Here is a 20,254-nt window from a genome sequence, read left to right on the forward strand (position 1 = left end):
GTGGTTTTCCGTCGATGCCGTTCGGGTATCTCAGCGCGACCTCGGTATGCCCGGGCCGCGTCCCGCGGCGGGCAGTGGTCGGCGGGGGGCGCCCCATGCTTTGGTTCGTGCTCACCTCACTCGCGGTCGGGCTTCCGGTGGCGGTCGCGGCCCGCGCGCTCCTTCCCGGGCGCCGCCCGCTGACCCTCGGGACAGCCGCTGTCCTGGGCGTCCTCGGTGCTCTCGCCGGTGCGGCGGCCGGGCGGGTGCTGCTCGGCGGCGCAGGTCCGACCACGCATCCGCTGCGGCGGGAGCTGGCGGGTCCCCTCCTGGGTGCCGCGCTCGCGATGATCGTCGGCTGGGGTGTGCGGGCGCGGGCCTACCGCAGCGGCCCGCGGCCCGTGCGACCACGCCCGTGGGCCGAACCGTTCCCGGACCTTTCGGTTTCCGTGATCCGGCCTGCCGACGGCGGGCCTGGTGAGGACTGGTCCGGCGACAGTCGGCCGGCTGACGACCAGACAGGCCCCGCCCGGCCGCAGCCCTCCGGTTCGTGCTCCGGAGCGCGCCGAGGCCCGGCATGAGCACCTTCGGGGCAGCGGCGCCAGATGGCCGGGTCGTGCGGAGGTGTTTCGGGCATGGTGGCCGCAGCGCCGTGCCGGTTCGGGGTGGGAACAGATCGGCTGGTGGCGGGCCCGGCTCGGGCAGATTGCCCTCCGGGCGGCCGATGGCGGGGTGTCATTCGACCTGGACGACAATGTCCCGTAGGGACAGTGAGTCTGCTGTGGTCGTGGTGATGTGCGCGGCAGCGCGCCGGAGGGAGACCCGTGGGGGAGTCGGCGGGCCTGCGCAGCGGCATCCGCGTGCTCGTCGCCGTCTCGACGCTCGCGGTCGCCGTGATGCTCGCGCTCGCGATCGTGGCCGCGCTCCGGGCCAGCGACGCGACCGCCGAGCGCGGTGACCGTCTCGACCCGGCGGCGACGACCACGGCGCTGCTCCTTGCGGACTTCGTCGATCAGGAGAGCGCTGTCCGCGGCTACCTGATCACCGAACAGCCGAACGTTCTCGGCCCGTACAGCGAATCCGACCGGACCATCCCGCAGCAGATGAACCGCCTGCAGCAGCTGCTGGCGGACTTTCCCGATCTGCTGAGGGACACCGCCGCGGTCGGGACGGCCTACCAGGCCTGGCGCAGCGACGTCGCGGAGCCGGAGGTCACCGCGATGGAGGCCGGCGACGTGCGGGGCGCGCGGGAGATCGAGAAATCCAGCGGTCGGGTGCGGTTCAACGAGCTGCGTGGCCGGGTCGCGGACCTCGGGATGGCGATCGCCGCCGAGCAGACGACGGCGTCCGGGCGGCTTGAGAGCGCCGCCGTCCTGCTCCTCAGCTCGCTGGCGAGCGCTGCGGTCGTGATCCTCGCTGTGGTCTTCACGGTGATGAACGTGCTGCGTCGCTGGCTGCTGCGGCCGATCGACGCGCTCCGGCGGGCGGTGAACGCGGTGGCCGCCGGGCGCTACGACACCCGGATCCCGGCGGTCGGGCCGTCCGAGATCGTCGAACTCGGCGGGAACATCGAGGCGATGCGCGCCCAGCTCGTCCAGCTGGTGCGGCAGAACGAGCGGTCGTGGGAGGCGCTGGCGCAGGAGGGGCCCGCCGTGATGGCCCTGCGGGACGCGCTCACCCCGTCCGTCCTGCGCGCACCGGGCCTGCTGCTGCGGGGGCGGGTGGACCCGGCGCGCGGCGAGCTCGCCGGCGACTGGTACGACTCCTTTCAGCTGCCTGACGGGCGGGTCGGCATCGTCGTCGGCGACGTTTCCGGCCACGGTGCGGTCGCCGGTGTCTTCGCATTGCGTCTCAAACAGCTGCTGGACGCAGCGCTCACCCGTGGTGCCGATCCCGGCCAGGCGGTCGAGTGGGTTGTCAGCAGTCTCGGCGAGACGGACGAGATGTTCGCCACCGCCGTCGTGGCGGTGGTCGACCCGACCAACGGCGAGGTCCGCATCGCCAACGCCGGCCATCCCGACGTCCTGCTGCTGCGGCGCACGGCGACGCAACGCGCGCCAGGAGCCGGCAGCCACGCCGGAGGTCACACCGGAGGCCACGCCGTCCTGACCACCGTGCCGCCGGAGCGGGAAGCGGCTGCGGCGCCCCTGACCGGCAGCGCGGGCAGCGCGGGCGCCGGGGGCACCGCCGCGAGCACGACGGCCCGGGCCGGGGCGGGCGCGGCTGTGGACGCCGTCCAGGCCGCCACCGGGTCGGGGTCGGGGGGCGGCCGGCGCACCGAGGTGACCCTGCTGGCCTCCACCGGGCCGATGATGTCGAGCCTGGTCGCCGCCGACGGGGCGTGGCGGACCGACACCCTGTGCCTCGAGCCGGGGGACGTCCTGTTCGTCTACACCGACGGCCTGGTGGAGGCTCGCGACGAGGAGAACCAGCAGTTCGGCGTCGACCGCCTGGTCGCCGAGCTGCTGCGGGACGCGCACCGCGGACCGACCGAGCTTCTGGACGACGCTTTCGAGGTGGTCCGCCGGCACGCTTCGGGCCGCCCGAGCGACGACCGCACCGCGATCGTCATCGCGCGCACGAATCGCTGAGGAAAAGTAGCGCAAATCGGGCAATTGGCACTGTCGGCGGAGCGATGGCGCGGTCGATGCGTCACGGAATCTTCGTCGGGTACATATCCGCCATGACTGACGAGTCCGGTTCCGCGCTCAAGGGCGCGACCGCCCCCGAGCGGGGCGGTACCAGCGTGCGGGACGAGCCTTCCGGCACGCGGCGCTTCCGCGCCCCGCGGTCCCGCTTCAGCCCGGTCCGCCTGATCGCCTATGTCGTGCTGGCCGTTCTCGTGCTGTCGGGCCTCGCCCTCATCACCGGCTGGCGACCCTCGATCCCCAACCCGTTCGAGGAGCGGACCATCGACCGCAGCTCACCCGCCGTGCTGCGGTCGCTGGAGGATCTCAGTGAGTACCACGCGGGCAGCGCCCACATGGAGGTCGTCGTGGACCTCGAGGACGACAGCCGCTGGATCCCCTCCGCGCTGCGCGGCGAACGCACCCTGTTCGTCGGTGTCGGCAGCATCGACGCCGTCGTGGACTTCGGCGCGCTCGGCGACAACGCCGTGAGCGTCTCGGAGGACCGGCGTTCGGTGACCATCACGCTGCCCGCGCCGACCCTGTCGGATCCGAACCTCGACCTGGACAGGAGCTACGTGGTGGCCCGCCAACGCGGCGCCCTGGACCGCATCGGGGGCCTCTTCGGGGGGCAGGGGAACGACTCCGAGCTCTACCGAACGGCCGCCGGCAAGATCGCCGAGGCGGCCCAGGCCGACGGGCAGGTGCTCGAACTCGCCAGGACGAACACGACAGCCATGCTGCGTGGGCTTCTCGGTGCTCTCGGCTTCACCGACGTCACGGTCAACTACGCCCCGGACCCGCGCTGACCACCCGGACCACCCGGACCACCCGGGCTGTCCGGGCTGCCCGGACTGTGCCTCGTGTCGTGGTGGTCACCGGCGCGGATGCGCGCTGACGGCTCGCGCCGGGCAGTGACCGCCGGAGCGGACCGGTGACCACTGGACCGGTGACCGCCGGAGCAGAGCGGTGACCGCGGCGTCGCCGTCGCACCGGCACTTCCGGGGCAACAGCCGAAGGCCCCGTCAGGAACGATCTCCTGGCGGGGCCTTCGCGTATCCACGCAGGTCACGGCACTTGTCCGGGCCCGGTATCGAGGTTTCGCCCGACCGAGGTCCCGCCCCGCGGCGCCGGCGGGGTGGCGTTTCTCACCGTGGTGTGAGGTTTGCCGGACGTCCACGCCGTAACGCGGATGACCCTGGCGTACCCGCGGCCGCGTAGCGCCTGGCCGGGGCGGTGGCAGGCCGTGTCTGCGATCGCGAAGCGGCGTCAGGTCGGAGCATGGTTCAGCGTGAGGCAGGCATGCATCTTGCTTAGTCCTCTTGCCTTCATAAGGTTGAGTCTCCTAGACTCATGAACTGTTCGGGCGGGCCGGTAGGGCCGAGACAACGAGAGGCTTCACAGCGAAGGCACCGCCCAGAGGGGAGTCATACGACAATGAGCACCTACCTGTGGGACCCGTTCGCCGCGTTCGAGCGCATGGACCGCGAGTTCAACGAGATCGTCCGGCGCTCGTGGGGCTCGCGGGAACGCTCGGTGCGTCCGCTGCGCGCCACCCCCCGGCCGCAGAACGTCGTGCCGTCCGCCGATGTCCTGGTGGCGGGTGACGACGTCCTGATCAACCTGGAGCTGCCGGGGGTCGACGTCGAGAAGGACGTCACGGTGGAGATCGACCGCGGCGCTCTCGTCGTCCGCGGCGAGCGCGCGTCAGCGCACGAGGAGACGGTGAACGGGCGCGTCCACCGGGAGCGGTGGCACGGATCGTTCCGTCGTGAGTTCGCGCTGCCGGAGAACGTCGACGCGACAGCGATCAGCGCCCGCTATGACCGCGGTGTGCTGACCGTGCGGCTGGCCGGTGCGGCCGCGGCACCGCGCAGCACCCGGATCCCCGTCAACGGAACGGCCGCGGCCGCGGCGCTGCCGGCGACAGCGGACGAGCCGGGGACCGCCGCCGCCGCGCCCCAGGCCGGGGCTTCGCAGCATGGCGCCGAGCCCACCGGCGGGGAGCCCACCGCCTCCTGACGCGGTGGGCCGGGCGCGCCCGGTGACCCCCACACCCCCACCCGCGGGTCCGGCGACGGCACCCGCGGGTGGGGTCCCGCCCAGGCGCGGCCGGGGTGCCCCGGGCGGGACCACACCCGCCCTCCGGCCTGGTCACCCGCCCGGCAAAGGCCCGTCAGGCGCCGGTGCCGCGGCGGGTGCCGCTTCCTGCGCGGGAGGAACCACCTCGGGACCCGGCACCACGGGCCGACGGCGGTGGCACCATCGGCCCGATATCGCCGTCGGGTGCCTCGTCCAGATCGACCACGACCGGGGCGTGGTCGCTCGTGCCGGTGCCCTTGCGGGCCGCCCGGTCAACCCAGACGGCACGCGCGCGGGTCGCGACATCGGCCGTGGCCAGGGCCAGGTCGATCCGCATCCCGTAGTTCTTGGGGAAGCAGAGCTGGCGGTAGTCCCAGTAGGTGTAGACCGTCTCTACCGGCCACCGCGCGCGCATCACGTCGACCAGACCCACGTCGTGCAGCGCGCCGAGGGCGGCACGCTCCGGCTCGGTCACGTGCGTCGCGCCGTCGAAGGCGGCGATGTCCCACACGTCGGCGTCGGTCGGGGCGATGTTGAAATCGCCGAGTGTCATCACCGGCCCCGCCGGCGCCTGCGCGTGCACCACCTCACGCAGCGCGGCCAGCCACGCCAGCTTGTAGGCGTAGTGCGGGTCGTCGACGGTGCGCCCGTTGGGCACGTACAGCGACCAGACCCGGATGCCCCCGCAGGTCGCCGCGATCGCCCGCGGCTCGGGCTCCGGGAAGCCCGGATCGCCGGGCAGCCCACGCTGCACATCCTCCAGCCCGGCGCGGGACAGGACCGCCACGCCGTTCCACCGGCCGTCGCCGTGATGGGCGACCCGGTAGCCGCGGCGGAACAGGTCCTCGTCGAAGAGCTCCAGGAACGCGTCGTCCGACAGCTTGGTCTCCTGCAGGCAGAGCACGTCGGGACTCGCCCGGTCGAGCCATTCGATCAGGCGGGCCTGCCGGGCCTTGGCCGAGTTGATGTTCCAGGTCGCGATCCGCACACCGTCAGACGGTAGTCCTCACCTACGACGAATCCCCGCACGGACCGGTGCGTGACATCCTCGGAGGCATGAGGCGGATGTCCGCTCCCACGGGGAGCAAGCTGATCGGCAGACCGAGATTCGCCGTCGCCATGGCGTTCGCGGCAGGCGCGGCCGGTCTCACCGGCTGCGACCAGGTCTCCGAGGAGACCCGCGCCGCCGGGGGGACCGTCCTGTGCTCGCAGATCAGGGTCGAGCCGAGTGAGATCCAGCAGAATCCCGACTCGGCCCGCCTGGTGGCGCTGATCGTCCGGGATCTCGCTCCCGAGCAGAACATCAAGGATCTCGCCGGCCGGGTCGCCGAGGACCCGACAGCGCTCAGCCCGCGTGCACAGCTGGCCGACTGGGTGGCCGACCGCTGCGGGGGCACGGTTGGCGGCGGCGGTGCCGGCAGCGGCAGTGGTTCCGGCAGCGGCAGTGGTGCCGGCGATGGTGGTGCCGGCGATGGCGGCGGCGAGGACCAGGGGGCGGGTGACGACGACGGCGGGCAGGGCGACGACTGAGACTGAGGCCCCGGCCGGAGCCGGGCGTCCGTACGTGCTGCTGAGCTGTGCGATGTCGCTCGACGGGCGCATCGACGACTGCTCGCCGGACCGCCTCGTCCTGTCCAGCCCGGCGGATCTCGACCGCGTGGACGAGGTCCGCGCCGGTTGCGACGCGATCCTGGTCGGTGCGCGGACCGTCCGGCGGGACAACCCCGGCCTGGCCGTCCGCTCGGCGGACCGGCGCGCGGCCCGGCTGGCCGCGGGGCGGCCGGCGACACCGCTGCGTGCCGTCCTCACCGGGCAGGGCGCTCTCGATCCGGCGGCACGCTTCTTCCTGGACGGCGCGGAACGGATCGTCTACCGCGCCCGCCCGGCGCAGGTACCGGCGCTACCAGTGCCATCAGCACCTGGCACGGCTGCCACGCTGGTCGACCTCGTCGACCCGGTCGTGGAGAACCTCCTGCGGGACCTGCACGGCCGGGGCGTGCGGCGGCTGCTCGTGGAAGGCGGCACGACCCTCCACACGGCGTTCCTCACCGCTGGTCTGGTCGACGAACTGCACCTGGTGGTGGCACCGTTCTTCGTCGGCGACGCGGCGGCACCCACATTCGTGGGGCCTGGTTCCTTTCCTTTCGACGCGGCCCACCGGCTGCGTCTCGCCGAGGTCCGTCAGCTCGGCGACATGGTTCTCCTGCGTTATCGGATGCCGTGATCGTCGCCGTCGCGGCGTGACCGCCGCGGCGCGCTGCGGTGACGGTCGCCGAAAGGCAGGACGTCCACCCGTTTTGTCGCCCTCCGGGCGGGCAGGCGCTGTATGGGCATTGTGCCCGGTACAGCATTGCCGAGGAGGGAACGTGTCCGTTGACAGCGTGGCCCGGGCGGGCCGCACGGCTGCGTCCGCGGGCGGGTCCGCAGCCCACCGAACCCGGAACAGCCGTGCGGTCGACATCACCGCGCGGCTCGGTTTCGCCGCCCGCGGGCTCGTCTATGTGCTGATCGGTGTGATTGCCGTCCAGATCGCCGTCGGAAGCTCAGGCGAGCAGGCGAACCGGCCGGGCGCGCTGCGCGAGATCGCGGACAAGCCTTTCGGCACAGCGCTTCTGGTCCTGGTCGCCGTCGGTTTCGCCGGCTACGCGCTGTGGCGACTGCTGGAGGGAGCGGTCGGGCACCGCGACGAAAGCGACGAGAGGAAGCGCACGGCGAAGCGGGTGGTGTCGTTTCTGCGGGGCGTGATCTATCTGGCCATCACCGGCAGCACCATTGCCTTTCTCGCCTCGGGCGGCTCTGATTCCGGCGCGGGTGGCTCCGGCGAGCCCGCGCCCTACACCGCGCGGGTGATGGACCACACCGGCGGGCGTTGGCTGGTGGGCGCCGTCGGCCTGGTCGTCGTCGTCGTCGGCGTCGGCATGTTGGTGAAGGGCATGACGACGAAGTTCGAGGAGAAGCTGAAGCGCGGCGAGATGAGCCAGGCGGTGCTTCGCGCCGCCCGTGTGATCGGCCGGGTGGGATACGTCGCTCGCGGGATCGTCTTCGGGCTCGCCGGCGTCTTCGTGGTCAAGGCGGCGATCGACTTCGATCCCAACGAGGCCAAGGGCTTCGACGGCACGCTGCGGACCATCGCCGACCAGACCTACGGCCAGGTGCTGCTGATGTGCGCCGCCGTCGGCCTCGTCCTGTTCGGCGCCTACTCCTTCGTCGAGGCCCGCTACCGGCGTCTCTGACCCGACCGCGGGCTCCGGCCTCCGGTCCCGACGGCCCTCGCGGTGGCCCTTTCACCCGGTCGCCTTCCGGACAAGTCCCGGTTCGGTGGAGAATCCCTGTGATCGGGTAGGCGGAAGCAGACACAGCGGGCAGGCCAGAGGAGTTACAGGTGGACCGGACCACGCTGAGCGTGATCACCCCGGCGGGTCGGACGACGCTGACGGGCGACGCACCGTGCGTGGTCGGCCGCGGCCGAACGTCGGACATCGTCATCAACGACGGTCGGGTGTCCCGCAGCCACCTGGTGCTGGAGCCGGTCGCCGGCGGCTGGCAGGTGCGGGACACCAGCGCCAACGGCCTGTGGCAGGAAGGCCGCCGGATGGGCGAAACCACCCCCGTCTCGGCGGAGCTGCGGTTCCGGCTCGGAGCGGCGGACGGCCCCGAGGTGGCCCTCACCCCCGCGGCGACGGTCAGCCCCGGCACCGCGCCCAGCCACGGCTCCGGCGCCGCCCCGCCGGCTCAGCCCGGCCCGCCGCCGGCCGCCGCGTGGCCGGGCGGCGCCCCGGCCCAGGCGCCACCGCCCGGTCAGCCGGGGAACTTCGGCCAGCCGGGGAACTTCGGTCAGCCAGGCCAGGCGTGGCGGCCCGGTCCGTCAGGTCCCGCGGGTCCCGTACCGTCCGTGAGCCCGGCGCCCTACCCCGGCGCGGTTCCGGCCGCTGGTGGCGGTCGGGGGCAGGCAGTGGCAGCAGGGCGGGTCCCGCCGGCAGAGCCCGCCACTCCGGTCGGGGGCCCGTCCGGTACCGCGGGGGGCGGGCCGCGCACCGGCTCACTGCCGATCGAGCCCCAGACCGCGCAGAGCGCGATCGTGCACGCCCGGCGCCGGGTGTACCCGCTGCGGGCCGGCACGATCCGGCTCGGGCGGTCCCGCGGCAACGACGTTCCCGTCGCGGACCTGCTTGCCTCCCGGCACCACGCCGAGCTGCTGATCAGCCAGGGCGGTGTCGAGATCGTCGACCTCGGCTCGGCCAACGGAACCTTCCTCAACGGCCAGCGGGTCGGGCGTGCCCCGGTCGGCCAGCGTGACGTCATCGCCATCGGCCATCACCTCTACCAGCTCGAGGGCGACTCGCTGGTGGAGTACCTCGACTCCGGGGACGTCGCGTTCGAGGTGCAGGGCGTCTCCGTCTTCGCCGGCCCCAAGCAGCTGATGCACGACATGACCTTCCGGCTGCCCGGCCGGTCGCTGCTGGGCGTGGTCGGCCCCAGCGGCGCCGGCAAGTCGACCCTGCTCAACGCGCTGACCGGCTTCCGCCCCGCGGATGTCGGCACGGTCCGCTACGCCGGTCGTGACCTGTACGCCGAGTACGACGAGCTGCGCCGCCGCATCGGGTACGTCCCGCAGGCCGACCCGCTGCATGCCCAGCTCACGGTGCGGGAGGCGCTGGAGTACGGGGCGGAGCTGCGGTTCCCGGCGGACACCACCGGCCCCGAGCGGCGGGCCCGGGTCGAGGAGGTCATCGGCGAGCTCGGGCTGACCGCCCATGCGGACACGCCCGTGAGCCGGCTCTCCGGCGGGCAGAAGAAGCGGACGTCGGTGGCTCTGGAGCTGCTGACCCGCCCCTCCCTGCTGTTCCTCGACGAGCCGACCTCCGGCCTCGACCCGGCGAACGACCAGTCGGTGATGGAGACGCTGAAGGGGCTGGCCAAGGGCGGCGGTGCCGGGTCCGCGGACGAGGGCGGCCGCACGGTCATCGTCGTCACGCACAGCGTGCTGTTCCTCGACCTCTGCGACTACATCCTGGTGCTCGCCCCCGGCGGGCACGTCGCGTACTTCGGCCCGGCGGACAGCGCACTGCGCTTCTTCGGCAAGGAGGACTTCCGCGAGTTCGCCGCGGTCTTCCGCGACCTGGAGCGCACCCCCGGCGCCGAACTCGCCGCCCGGTTCCGGGCCTCCGAGTACTACGTTCCCTCGGCGATCGTCGCGCCGGTCGTGCGCAAGGCACCCGCCGAGCTACCCAGCGTGCGTCAGCAGCCGGTCAGCTCCCAGCTCGCGACGCTGACCCGAAGATACCTACGGGTCGTCCTGGCCGACCGCTCCTATCTGCGTCTCATCGCCGCGTTCCCGTTCCTGCTCGGCATCATCCCGCGGGTGATCCCCGCACCGGACGGGCTCGACGCGCTGCCGGACGCACCCAATCCGGACGCGATGAAGGTGCTCGTGGTCCTGGTGCTGTGCGCCTGCTTCATGGGCATGGCGAACTCGGTCCGCGAGATCGTCAAGGAACGGGACATCTATCGCCGAGAACGGACGATCGGCCTGTCCCGCGCCGCCTACCTCGGCTCGAAGATCATTGTGCTGACTGCCATCACCACGGTCCAGTGCGTGGTCTTCACCCTGATCGGGCTGGTCGGGCGAGAACCCGCCGAGGCCTCGGTGCTCGGGACGCCGCTGCTGGAGTGCCTGGTCGCGGTGATCGTGGCGGCCCTGGCCTCCATGATGATCGGCCTGCTGGTCTCGACGCTCGTCGACAACGCCGACAAGACGATGCCCGTCCTGGTGCTCGTGACGATGGCGCAGCTCGTGCTCTCCAGCGGGCTGGTCTCCGTCATCGGGCGACCGGTGATGGAGCAGATCGCGTGGATCGCGCCGGCCCGCTGGGGCTTCGCTGCGCTGGGGTCCACCGCCGACCTGAACGAGGTCTCCAAACTGGGCAACGAGCTACTGCGGACGGACCCGGCCGACGGCCTGTGGGAGCACAGCGCGGGGATCTGGGCCCTCGACGTGTTCATCGGCCTGCTCCTCGCCGGCGGCGCGCTGGCTCTCACCTCCGTGATGCTGCGCCGCATCGACCCGAAGGTGACCAGGTCGGCCGGGCCGCCCGCCCGGCGGTGAGGGTGAGCGCAGGGCAGCCGGTGCCAGGGGGGTCGCCGGCGCGGTGGTCAGGGCGAGGGCCGTGCCGGCCCGCCGGGGCCCTGGCCGCGCAGGAGCTCGGCGGTCTCCTCGCACCAGAACGCGAGCCCGCAGAGCTGGTAGGTCCAGAACCCCTGGGTGAGGGCCGGTCGGTTCTTCTCGAACACGACGTGCCCGGCGACCTGCAGCGCCCAGCTCATCGCGAACAGCGCCACGCCGGCCCTCGGCCGGGCGACGAGCAGCGGCAGGGATAAGACCACGCCGGGAATACCGAACAGGTGGGTCGTCCGGATACCCCTGGTGGTGTGCTGGGAGCGGTAGAAGGCCATCTTCTCCGCGAAGGGCGCCGAGGCCGGGGGAGGTGCTGGTGCCGGCTGGGCCGCTGCCGTCGCCGCTCCCGCCCGGCCAGGAGTCGGGTCCGGGCCTGTGTCGACAGTTGCCATCCGTGGCTCCTCCGTGTCCCGCGGACCCGTCGCGGACGGCGGATCCGTCCCGGACATCATGTGCCTGCCCGCGCCAGGACTCCAGCCCGTGATGTCCCGGCTCAGCCGCGGGCCAGTGGGGCCGCTGGCGGCGACCGGTGGCTGCTCTGCCTGTCGGCCGCGGCCGGCGCACCCAGTGCACCCGGCGACGATGGTGCGGTCGGTACGGTCTGCACTGCCGGTGCGGCCGGTGCGGCCGGCGGGGCGGGCGTGGTCGGGTCCGTGGCCGTGGTGCCCGGCGGGGTGACGAGCGCGCGGAGCATGTCGAGCATCCGGCGTCGCAGGTCGCCGGCCGGTGGCGCCAGCCCCAGCAGGTCGGCCAGCCAGATTCCGTCGGCGGCCATCCGAACGACGGAGGCCGCGACCGGGTCGACCCGGTCCTGGACGAGCCGTTCCTGCCACGTCTCGTACCGCTCCCGTAACCGCTGCAGCTGCCCTGGCTCGGCGATCAGCGCAGCCAGGAAACCGACCTCCGCGGTCGCCTCTCCGGGTGCGGTGGCGCCCTCGGCGCCGACCTCGAGATAGGCGCGCGCCCGGCTGCCGGGCCGGCCGTCGGCCGTGGCGCGGCCGGTGACCGCGGCGTCGAAGCCGTCGTTCCACCGGTCGTGGAGCGCGTCGATGAGCGCGGCCCGGGTGGGGAAGTGGTGCAGCAGCCCACCCTTGGAGAGCGTGGCCTCGCGGGCCACGGCGTCCAGGCTCAACGGCTGGTCGCCGTGGCGGGCGAGCACCCGCCAGGCCGCGTCGAGCAGCCGCTGTCGGGTGGCGGCCGGGTCCGAGGCTGGCACGACGGCCATTGTGCCCCACCCACCAAGCAAACAGCGCTGGCTGTCGGCGACGGCACGAGGGTCGGCCCGGGTTGACCGACCGTCCGGACGGACGGTAGTAGTCGTGGGGACCAACCGGGCAGATGCCCGGACACCCGTCAGATCCGGGCCGAATGCCTGAGCAGGCGGCCCGGGACGGCGCCAACGGGGGCGGCACGGTGATGGGAAGTACGGCGCGGGGCTCACCCGTCTCGCTGACACATGGCTCTGTCGGACGTCTCGTCGCGGCACTGGGCACGGCCACCCTGCTGCAGTGGAGCGGAGCCTTTGCCATCGCGCCGCTGCTCCCGCTCTACCTGGAGGACCGCGACGTCCCGGCCAGCAGCGTCGGCATCGTCATGGCGGCGTTCTTCGTCGGGTCGCTGCTTTCCCAGTACCCCGCCGGTGTGCTCACAGCGGGTCGGGGGCACCGGCCGGTCCTGGTGGGCGGCCTCGTTCTGTACGCCGTCGGCTGCGTCGGCCTGATCGTCTCCCCGGGGCTGCACGCCGACGCTGTGGTGCGGGCGCTGCAGGGCGCCGGCGCCGGCGCCTTCGAGGTCGCCGTCCTCACCGCGGTCGCGGAGACAGTGCCGCCAGGTCTGACCGGACGAGCCGTCAGCGCCGTCTACACGGGCCAGACCGCGGGCATCGCGATCGGCCCGCTGCTGGGCGGCCTCGCCGGCGAGCAGCGGATGGACCTGCTCTTCCTCGGCGCAGGGGTGGCCGCGGCGGTCGCCTCCATCCCGGCGCTCGTGCTGCTCCGCCCGGACGGCCACCCGCGGGCCCTCACACCACCCGCCCACGCCGGCGCGCCGGCGCGCCCGCCGTCGCCGCCTCCGGGCACGCCATCCTCGTCGCGGGCCTCCGGAACGCCGCAGCCCGGGCGCACACCGCGCGGGCTCGGCGGCCTGCTGGGGCCCGGTGTCATCGGCCTGCTGCTGGTGGCGGCGGTCAACGGGCTGGCGGTCGGGACCTACGAGACCTGCTGGAGCCTCCTGCTGGCCGACCGGGACGTCTCGACGGAGCTGATCGGGCTGAGCTTCACCCTCTTCGCCCTTCCGTACATCGTGTGTGCGATGCCGGCCGGCTGGCTCGCTGATCACAGCGACCGGCGTTGGCTGGTGACCGGCGCGACGGTCGCCACCGGCATCACCGTCGCCAGCTACTCGTTCATCGAGTCCTTCTGGCTCATCGTCATGGTGTGCTGCGCGGAGGCGATCGCGCTGGCGATCAGCTTCCCGTCCGCGCAGTCACTGCTGGTCCAGGAATGTGGTCCACAGGGCACGGGCCGGGCGCAGGGCCTGTTCACGACCACGCAGACCGCGTCGACGGCCGTCGCGGCGCTCGCCTCCGGGGCGCTCTACTCGGCGAACGTCCACCTCCCGTTTCTGCTCACCGCGGTCGCGGCGGCAGCGGTCGCGGGTGTGCTGCCCATGCTGTGGCACCAGGTCCGCGGAGTTTCCGTCGCTCCGGCGGACATCGCCGGTTTCGCGGACGGCGCCTTTCACCGAGATGACACCGCTGGCGTGGAAGCCGCCGCTGGCGTGGAAGCCGCCGCTGTGCGGGGTGCGGTGGGCGTCCTCACGGTTCTGCGGGCACCCGTCGTTCCGGCGACGACGCCGCCGGGCGGGGGCACGTACCGGCCCGCGGCCCGCTCCCGCTCGGGGAGCCCGGTGCGGGAGGCTGGCGCGGTGCCCTGGCCGTTGCGCCTCCGGCCCGGTGCGAAGGGCCGTTACGCTGGCCAGATGCGTGGTAGCGCCAGGAGTGTCCGGACGGTGGGCGGGTCCGCGCGGCCGGAGGAGCACCGGTGACCGGCCAGCTCCTGCTCGCCGGAGTGGCGCTCGATCACCCGGTGATGAACGCGGCCGGCACCTGCAAGACCCCGCAGGACGTGGTCGCGCTCGCCCGCAGCTCGGTGGCGGCCGTCGTGGTCGGCTCCATCACCCGGGACTCCCGAGCCGGCAACAGCGGCGAGGTCTACTGGTCCGGTGACGGCTGCTCGCTCAACGCGCTCGGCCTGCCGAACCGCGGGGCGAACTACTACCGCGAGCAGCTCCCCGCCATGGTCGAGGCCGCGCACGCGCACGGCAAACCGCTGGTCGTGAGCGTGGCGGGCTTCGCCGTTGACGAGTACGCCGAGCTCGCCGAGCTCGCCGCCGCGGCGGGGGCGGACCTCGTCGAGCTCAACCTCGCCTGCCCGAACGTCTGGGACGGCGGGACGCAGAAACGTATCGCCTGCTTCGACCCGGGCCAGACCGACGCGATCTGCGCCGCTGTCGAGGGCGCGCTCGCGGCTCCGGCCAGCGGTCGTGGACGTCCCGCTCCGCCGTACGGGGTCAAGATCTCGCCGTTCTCCGACCCCCAGGCGCTGGCGGAGCTGGCGGCGCTGCTCGGTGGCCGTTCGCGGGGCCTCGGCGGGCCGCGGTTCGTCACCGCGGTCAACACGTTCCCCAACGCGCTCGTCCTCGACGACCGGCTGCGCCCGGTGCTGGACGTCGGACTGGCCGGCCTGAGCGGGGCGGCACTGCGGCCGGTCGGCCTCGGCCAGGTGCGCCAGCTGCGCCGGCTGCTGCCGGGGCAGGTGGATGTCGTCGGGGTGGGCGGTGTCCTGACGGGCCGGGACGTGGTCGACTACCTGGCCGCCGGCGCGCTGGCGGTGCAGAGCGCGACCGCGTTCTGGAACAGGGGAGAGGACCCGACCGTGTTCGGCGACATCCTCAGCGGCTGGATCGACGCGGGCGGCGCCGGGGAGACCGCTGCGCCTTCCGCGGTCTGAACCGGTCGTCCGCCGCGTGCTGTGGCCCGATGGCGCGTGGCGCGATGGCCCGGTCGGCAGTGGCGGTGCCGGTCAGCGCCGGTCAGTGCCGTTCGGGCAGCTCGATGACGACGTTGGTCGCCTTGACCGTGCCGACGGCGAGGACACCCGGTTCGAGGCCGAGCTCGTCGGCGGCCTCCCGGCTCATCAGTGAGACGACCCGGTGCCGGCCGGACTGGATCTCGACCTGGGCCATGACATCGTCACGGCGCACCCTGGTGACGATGCCGGGGAACCGGTTGCGGGCCGAGGCACCGACGATGGCGGGAGAACCCAGCGGCAGCTCGCCTGCCATGTCGATGGCGAACTGCGCCAGTACGGATCCTTCGACGGCCTGCCGCCCAGCGCCGTCGCGCACGGTGGGCAGGCGGCCGCCATCCGCCCACCGGCGCACCGTGTCGTCGCTGACGCCGAGCAGCCCGGCGACCTCGCTGATTCTGAAGGTCGACATGCCGGCACCATATCCGCCCGCAACACCACCCGCGTTCCACGTGTCCGTGGCTGCCCTGCGGGGTCGTCCGACCTGCGCCCACCGCGGCCTGTCCGGGCTGGTCAACGCGGCTCACTGACCGTCGACGCGCGGATGTCGCGGGTGAACCCTCCGTGTCCCGTGCGGCCCATGCGCGGGACCGCGCGATATCGGCTCGTATCGTGTTCGACGTGAAGGCGGAGCGCGGACGGGAACGTCCCGACTCCCCGGAGTCTGCCCGGGGGGCCAGTCTGATGCATGAGGATTCGGAACCGCCGGTGACCCAGCAGGCCCACCGGCGACGCCCACCCGGGCAGCTGGAGGAGGATGTGCTGGGCGTTCTGCACCGCTCTGGCGAGCTCTCACCCGGTGAGGTGCGTGACCTGTTGCCCGATGTGGCACGGCTTTCCTACAGTGCCGTGGTCACGACCCTCACCCGGCTTCACACCAAGGGTGTGGTCACGCGGCGCAGACACGGCCGCGGCTACCTCTACTCGTCGCCTGGCGACCCGACCACGCTGGTCGCCTGGCGGATGAACCGCCTGCTCGCGGGGCAGTCTGATCACCGGCGGGCCCTGACCCATTTCATCGCCGCGCTCTCACCGACCGACGAGGCGCTCGTCCGTGACCTGCTCGCCTCCGCACCCGAGGCGTCGGACGGTGGCGTGGTGCCGGGTGGCGTCGGCGAGGGAACCGGCACGGCACCCGACCTCGAACAGCACCGGTAAGGACGCCTGTGGCAGTCGACCAGCTGCTCGTCTCGCTTGTGCTCGCTCCGGCGGCCGGCGCGGTCGCGTGCCACATACTTGTCGACCTGCTGCCCCCCAAGGCGGCGGTCCTCGGGTTCACCGCGGCAGCCGGCCTGTTCGCCATGGCAGGCACGCTGAGCCTGTTCGTGTTCGGGATGCCGGCGGTGGCCGGCATCGCGGGCATCCTGGACGAGCCGGTGACAGCGGCGTCCTGGCCCGCCGCGTCACTGCCCCGATGGCTGTCCTGGACATGCCTGTTGCTGGGCGCCGTCGCGGTCCTGTCGGCCCTGGCGACCGGCCGGTCGCAGCATGGCTCGGTACACGCGGCGCGTCGGGAGGCCTCGGCGCTGCCCGGCGGCACCGAGATCGTCGTGCTGCCGGATGGTCGCGCCGACGCGTTCGCGCTCCCCGGCCTCCCCGGGCGCATCGTGGTCACCGAGGGGATGCTCACGGCGGTCGGAGCGGGCCGGCAGCAGGCCCTGTTCGCGCACGAGCGTGCCCACCTGACCGGGCGGCACCACCTCTTCGCCTTCGCCGCCCGGCTCGCCGCGGCCGCGCTGCCGACCCTGCGACCGATGGTCACCCTGGTCGACTACGCCATCGAGCGCTGGGCGGATGAGCAGGCGGCGGAGGACGTCGGCGACCGCCACTCGGTGGCCCACGTCGTCGGCACCGCCGCGCTCGCCGCGACCGCGCAGGCCGCAGGGGCCACGGAGGACGTGTCAGACGTGCCGGGCCGCCCGGCGCCGGGGCGCGGCGGGCACGGGCCCCTGCTGCCCGGGCGCCGCCGGGCGGCGCGCCCGGCGAAGCTGAGGGCGGGCGCACCCGGTCGGGGCCCGAGGCCCGGGCCGGTACCGCGGCGGATCGCGGCTCTGCTCGCGGCCCCGCAGCGGCGGAAGCGGCTGATGCTGGTCGCGCTGCCGGCGGCTCTCGCCGCGGCGTCCTGCGGAGTGGCCGTCGAGGCGCTGATGGACCTGCCCTACCGGCGGGTCTTCGACGTCGGCGACTCGTAGGGCCGCCGCTGGCGGTCAGCCGACGACCGTCACCGGCGTGCCGAGCGGGAGGAGGTCCACCAGACGCAGCAGATCCTCGTTGCGCAGCCGGATGCATCCCAGGCTGACGTCCGAGCCGACCAGGTCCGGGCGGTTGGTGCCGTGCAGCCCGATGATCCCCTCGGCCCCGTTGAACTGGGTGATCACATCGGAGAATCCGGACAGACCATAGGCGAACGGCCCCCAGGGGCCACCCGGATCCGCCGGGCGCAGCAGCTCGGTCAGGTAGAAGGTGCCGGCGGGGGTCGGTGTCGCGCCAGTGCCGATGCCGACCGGGAGCTTCGTGAGAACCGAACCGTCCCGGAAGACGGTCAGGCGGTGCTCGGAGCGGTCAACCTGCAACTCGAACGGCGTCGTCGTCATCCTGACGTCGGCCGTCCGGACCCAGCCGATGGTGTTGTTCGGCCTTACGGGGACCTTGACCCGCAGCCAGTCAGGCTGGCGTTCCTCGACACCGAGGACCAGCGGGACCCCGCGCGGGTTCGGGTTGTCCAGGGTCCACCCTGGCTGGGTGTCGCCCCGGTTCCCGAAGACCTCCAGCCGAGGGACGTCCGCGTAGGCGACCCAGCTCCAGCCGGCCGGCAGCGCCAGACCCGGATCGTCACCCGTGGGCACGCCGGCGGGGGAGGCACTCGGGCCCGGTCGCGGATCAGGGCTCGGGCCACGGTCGGAGCCGTCCCCCGGCCCCCCGCAACCGCCCAGCAGGGCACCGGCCAGCACCAGCACCCCGGCCAGCACCATCCTCCGCGCCAGCGCCAGCTTGCGAGGTGGCAGCCCACCGGGGACGATGCCGGGCGGCCCACCCGTATCCGCGCCCGGCGCCCGCCGACGCCGGAGCGGGGGGCGGGAAACCGAGCCCTGATACCAGTCCACGGTCATGCCACCCCCGAGGCGCACCCGGCGTGCTCCGCCTACTTACGGTCACGATCGCTACTCAGGGTAGTCGTCGGAGGTGCGGGATCGTGCGCAGGTCGCCACGGCGCGTATCGCGCCCGGCAGGCGCCCGGGTCGCGGCGGCTGACCTAGCGCAGGCAGGCCAGCACCCGATAGGCGTTCGACCGCCGGCCGCCCGTCAGGTAGCGGCGGCTGGCGGCATCCCAGGCGACCGCCGCCGGCATCGCCACTCCCATGGCCGCCCCGGTGAGCGCCCGTCGGGCGCGAGCCGCCGCGGGGCTCGTGACCTCCTGCCAGGGCATCGCCGGGGACGGAGCGGCCCGCTGCCACGCTCCCCACAGGGCGATCGGCGCGTCGCCGCCCTGGTGCGCCTCGCCGAAGCAGACGTCCAGAACCTTGAGGCCCGCCTCGTCGAGGGCGTGGACCAGGTTGTCGGCCGGAATGAGGTGCTGATGCTGGGGCACGAACCAGCCCGGCCAGTACGCGCCGAACCAGCGGCCGGCGGGGCACTGCGGGTTCGGCACCTCGATGATCAGGTGCCCGCCCGGCGCGAGGGTGCGCGCGGCCGCGTGCAGCTCCTCCCGCGGGTCCCGGGTGTGCTCCAGGTAGTGGAACATGCTGACGACGTCGTAGCGGCCGCTCAGCTCCCCGGCCAGGTCCGGCAGGCGGCCCTGGTGCACGTGATCGACCCAGCCGCGGCGCCCGGCCAGGTTGATGCTCTCGCCGATGTCCAGGCCGTCGAAGGATGTCGCCGGCCACACCTCGCGCGCGGCCGCGCAGAAGTGGCCGAAGCCGCCGCCGACGTCGAGCCAGCGCCGCGGCGCGGGAATGTCGAGCCGGGCTCGGGCCAGGTAGATGTCGGTGTTGCGGCGGAACAGCTCCTCGATCAGCGCCGCGCCGAGGCCGGAGTAGACGTCCCGGTAGTAGAACTCGAGCCCGTCGAGGGTCAGCCGCGGGTTCTGGAACACGTGGCCGCAGTCGTCGCACCGGTCGTACCGGAAGACTCCTGGCTTGGCCTGCACGGAGTCCGACCCGGACAGAGCAAGGGAAAGGCCGGTGCCGCCGCACCAGGGGCACGCCGTGGACGGAGCCTCCAGGAACCGGTCGACGCCGGCGGCGAGATCGGCGCGGTACTGGTGCCGCTTCGCCGCCAGCGTGGCGGGATCGGTGGCCGGCGGCCCCGGCCGCGGCGCACTGGCAGCCGTGAGCGGCGAAGTGAGGAAGCGGGCCATCGGCTGCCGGCGGGTGAGCGGGCTGCGCAGGAGTTCCGCCGTCGGGACGCGGATCCGCCCCGCGCCGACCACTGCCGGCTGCAGCCAGGAGAGCAGCGCGGCGCCGAGTGCCCAGGCCGGGGCGGCCGTCGCTCCGGCACCGACGGCCAGATCCCGCACGAGCGGGAGGAACGGCAGCGCTGGCTCCCAGGGCAGGGCGGCGAACTGAACCGCGACCCGGTCCCGCCCGTTCCGGGGTGTCGTCTCGCCGGAACGCGGCGCGTCGTCCCGCGTGGTGCTGCCCGGCGTCCTGCCGCCCTGCGAGGGTCTGGTGCCGTGCGTGGCCGCGGCGGCAAGCCCCGGCAGGATCGCCAGGCCGGTCGCCGCCGGTGCATGCAGTTTCAACGTGGCCGTCGCGGCGGCGAGCTGCGCGCGGTCGGGCCTGGGGAGGGCCAGGCCCGAACGGTCGAGCACCTCCTGGTCGACCAGCAGCGCGTGGTAGGCGCCCCGCCCCGGGGCGAGGCGCTGCGCCCGGTACCGTTCGGGATCAACCATGCGGGCCAGATCCAGCAACTCGTGCGCCGCCATCGCGGACGGCACCAGGTCCAGGACGGTGAGACCCTCCCGCCGCGCGTAGGCGCTCGCCGCCCGCCGCTGCGCCTCGTCAAGGTGGACGCCCTCGGCGAGCAGGAACCGGTGCGAGGGATGCACGGGCCGCCCGGCGGGCCCGATCACGGGCAGCGCCCGGACCCGGGCGCGCAGCCGCAGACCATTGGCACCGATGCCGACGCAGGCCGCGATCGGCAACCACGCGCGGCGGATGCTGGTTCTTTCCGTCATGACGCCTCCTGGACGAAAGACCGACGGGAACAGCCTGACCGGCACGGTATGCCTGCACCACGACAGTTCGCGCAGGCCCCACCGCGAGGACGTAATGAGTGGCGTGGATACGGTTCGCACCGAATCC

The 20,254-nt window shown here is 73.4% G+C and carries 18 protein-coding genes; 12 read left to right on the forward strand and 6 right to left on the reverse strand.

What is annotated here, in order from left to right:
- Positions 1 to 95 precede the first annotated feature (95 nt).
- The 4 genes from B207_RS40440 (at position 96) to B207_RS0101985 (ending at position 4,628) form a co-directional block, all read left to right on the forward strand.
- Complete coding sequence (locus tag B207_RS40440; RefSeq protein ID WP_018634829.1) at positions 96 to 560, forward strand: hypothetical protein; 465 nt, start codon at positions 96 to 98, stop codon at positions 558 to 560.
- A 243-nt stretch (positions 561 to 803) separates the two neighbouring features.
- Positions 804 to 2,570 carry a PP2C family protein-serine/threonine phosphatase gene (locus B207_RS0101975; protein WP_018634830.1) on the forward strand — a complete coding sequence of 589 codons (1,767 nt, stop codon included), beginning with the start codon at positions 804 to 806 and terminating at the stop codon, positions 2,568 to 2,570.
- A 92-nt stretch (positions 2,571 to 2,662) separates the two neighbouring features.
- A complete protein-coding gene (locus B207_RS0101980) occupies positions 2,663 to 3,415 on the forward strand; it encodes a DUF4230 domain-containing protein (RefSeq protein WP_026310569.1) in 753 nt (250 codons plus the stop codon).
- 628 nt (positions 3,416 to 4,043) lie between these two features.
- Complete coding sequence (locus B207_RS0101985) at positions 4,044 to 4,628, forward strand: Hsp20/alpha crystallin family protein (RefSeq protein ID WP_018634832.1); 585 nt, start codon at positions 4,044 to 4,046, stop codon at positions 4,626 to 4,628.
- A gap of 154 nt (positions 4,629 to 4,782) precedes the next feature.
- On the opposite strand, the gene B207_RS0101990 is transcribed toward B207_RS0101985, so the two are convergent.
- Positions 4,783 to 5,676, reverse strand: coding sequence for an exodeoxyribonuclease III (locus B207_RS0101990; RefSeq protein WP_018634833.1), 894 nt, complete (start codon positions 5,674 to 5,676; stop codon positions 4,783 to 4,785).
- A 77-nt stretch (positions 5,677 to 5,753) separates the two neighbouring features.
- Here B207_RS0101990 and B207_RS0101995 point away from each other — a divergent pair, with 77 nt between their 5' ends.
- From B207_RS0101995 to B207_RS0102010, 4 genes are all read left to right on the forward strand, one after another.
- Entirely contained in the window at positions 5,754 to 6,218 is a 465-nt protein-coding gene (locus tag B207_RS0101995; protein ID WP_230204789.1) for a hypothetical protein, read from the forward strand.
- On the forward strand, positions 6,187 to 6,912 hold the full coding sequence (locus B207_RS0102000; protein ID WP_018634835.1) for a RibD family protein: 726 nt from the start codon (positions 6,187 to 6,189) through the stop codon (positions 6,910 to 6,912). Before B207_RS0101995 ends, B207_RS0102000 begins: the two co-directional genes overlap by 32 nt.
- A 142-nt stretch (positions 6,913 to 7,054) precedes the next feature.
- A complete protein-coding gene (locus tag B207_RS0102005; RefSeq protein ID WP_018634836.1) occupies positions 7,055 to 7,921 on the forward strand; it encodes a DUF1206 domain-containing protein in 867 nt (288 codons plus the stop codon).
- Positions 7,922 to 8,070: 149 nt separating this feature from the next.
- A complete protein-coding gene (locus B207_RS0102010) occupies positions 8,071 to 10,794 on the forward strand; it encodes an ATP-binding cassette domain-containing protein (RefSeq protein ID WP_018634837.1) in 2,724 nt (907 codons plus the stop codon).
- Between the two features lie 47 nt (positions 10,795 to 10,841).
- Here B207_RS0102010 and B207_RS0102015 read toward each other — a convergent pair whose 3' ends face one another.
- Both B207_RS0102015 and B207_RS32140 read right to left on the reverse strand, forming a co-directional pair.
- Positions 10,842 to 11,255 (reverse strand): DUF962 domain-containing protein, encoded by a 414-nt coding sequence (locus B207_RS0102015; RefSeq protein WP_154675101.1) that lies wholly within the window; start codon positions 11,253 to 11,255, stop codon positions 10,842 to 10,844.
- Between the two features lie 101 nt (positions 11,256 to 11,356).
- Entirely contained in the window at positions 11,357 to 12,088 is a 732-nt protein-coding gene (locus B207_RS32140; RefSeq protein WP_018634839.1) for a TetR/AcrR family transcriptional regulator, read from the reverse strand.
- A 143-nt stretch (positions 12,089 to 12,231) separates the two neighbouring features.
- Here B207_RS32140 and B207_RS32145 point away from each other — a divergent pair, with 143 nt between their 5' ends.
- A complete protein-coding gene (locus B207_RS32145; RefSeq protein ID WP_018634840.1) occupies positions 12,232 to 13,908 on the forward strand; it encodes an MFS transporter in 1,677 nt (558 codons plus the stop codon).
- Positions 13,905 to 14,873 carry a beta/alpha barrel domain-containing protein gene (locus B207_RS32150; protein WP_018634841.1) on the forward strand — a complete coding sequence of 323 codons (969 nt, stop codon included), beginning with the start codon at positions 13,905 to 13,907 and terminating at the stop codon, positions 14,871 to 14,873. The genes B207_RS32145 and B207_RS32150 overlap by 4 nt, the downstream gene beginning before the upstream one ends.
- Positions 14,874 to 14,955: 82 nt before the next feature.
- Here B207_RS32150 and B207_RS0102035 read toward each other — a convergent pair whose 3' ends face one another.
- Positions 14,956 to 15,363 carry a TOBE domain-containing protein gene (locus B207_RS0102035; RefSeq protein ID WP_018634842.1) on the reverse strand — a complete coding sequence of 136 codons (408 nt, stop codon included), beginning with the start codon at positions 15,361 to 15,363 and terminating at the stop codon, positions 14,956 to 14,958.
- Positions 15,364 to 15,635: 272 nt separating this feature from the next.
- Here B207_RS0102035 and B207_RS0102040 point away from each other — a divergent pair, with 272 nt between their 5' ends.
- Complete coding sequence (locus tag B207_RS0102040) at positions 15,636 to 16,109, forward strand: BlaI/MecI/CopY family transcriptional regulator (RefSeq protein ID WP_018634843.1); 474 nt, start codon at positions 15,636 to 15,638, stop codon at positions 16,107 to 16,109.
- 8 nt (positions 16,110 to 16,117) lie between these two features.
- A complete protein-coding gene (locus tag B207_RS0102045; protein ID WP_018634844.1) occupies positions 16,118 to 17,143 on the forward strand; it encodes a M48 family metalloprotease in 1,026 nt (341 codons plus the stop codon).
- Positions 17,144 to 17,158: 15 nt separating this feature from the next.
- Here the strand turns inward: B207_RS0102045 and B207_RS0102050 are convergent, their stop codons facing one another.
- Together B207_RS0102050 and B207_RS0102055 are read right to left on the reverse strand one after the other, a co-directional pair.
- On the reverse strand, positions 17,159 to 18,079 hold the full coding sequence (locus B207_RS0102050; protein ID WP_230204790.1) for a L,D-transpeptidase: 921 nt from the start codon (positions 18,077 to 18,079) through the stop codon (positions 17,159 to 17,161).
- 125 nt (positions 18,080 to 18,204) lie between these two features.
- Positions 18,205 to 20,127 (reverse strand): class I SAM-dependent methyltransferase, encoded by a 1,923-nt coding sequence (locus B207_RS0102055; RefSeq protein WP_018634846.1) that lies wholly within the window; start codon positions 20,125 to 20,127, stop codon positions 18,205 to 18,207.
- Positions 20,128 to 20,254 lie beyond the last annotated feature (127 nt).

Source organism: Parafrankia elaeagni, assembly GCF_000374165.1.
In the GTDB taxonomy this organism is placed as follows: domain Bacteria; phylum Actinomycetota; class Actinomycetes; order Frankiales; family Frankiaceae; genus Parafrankia; species Parafrankia elaeagni.

Bases quoted from the DNA above. Each gene is read 5' to 3' on its own strand.
- B207_RS0101985 (WP_018634832.1), top strand. From the start codon at position 4,044: ATGAGCACCTACCTGTGGGACCCGTTCGCCGCGTTCGAGCGCATGGAC.
- B207_RS0101980 (WP_026310569.1), top strand. From the start codon at position 2,663: ATGACTGACGAGTCCGGTTCCGCGCTCAAGGGCGCGACCGCCCCCGAG.
- B207_RS0102035 (WP_018634842.1), bottom strand. From the start codon at position 15,363: ATGTCGACCTTCAGAATCAGCGAGGTCGCCGGGCTGCTCGGCGTCAGC.
- B207_RS0101995 (WP_230204789.1), top strand. From the start codon at position 5,754: ATGTCCGCTCCCACGGGGAGCAAGCTGATCGGCAGACCGAGATTCGCC.
- B207_RS0102015 (WP_154675101.1), bottom strand. From the start codon at position 11,255: ATGGCAACTGTCGACACAGGCCCGGACCCGACTCCTGGCCGGGCGGGA.
- B207_RS32140 (WP_018634839.1), bottom strand. From the start codon at position 12,088: ATGGCCGTCGTGCCAGCCTCGGACCCGGCCGCCACCCGACAGCGGCTG.
- B207_RS40440 (WP_018634829.1), top strand. From the start codon at position 96: ATGCTTTGGTTCGTGCTCACCTCACTCGCGGTCGGGCTTCCGGTGGCG.
- B207_RS0102040 (WP_018634843.1), top strand. From the start codon at position 15,636: ATGCATGAGGATTCGGAACCGCCGGTGACCCAGCAGGCCCACCGGCGA.
- B207_RS0102055 (WP_018634846.1), bottom strand. From the start codon at position 20,127: ATGACGGAAAGAACCAGCATCCGCCGCGCGTGGTTGCCGATCGCGGCC.
- B207_RS32145 (WP_018634840.1), top strand. From the start codon at position 12,232: ATGCCTGAGCAGGCGGCCCGGGACGGCGCCAACGGGGGCGGCACGGTG.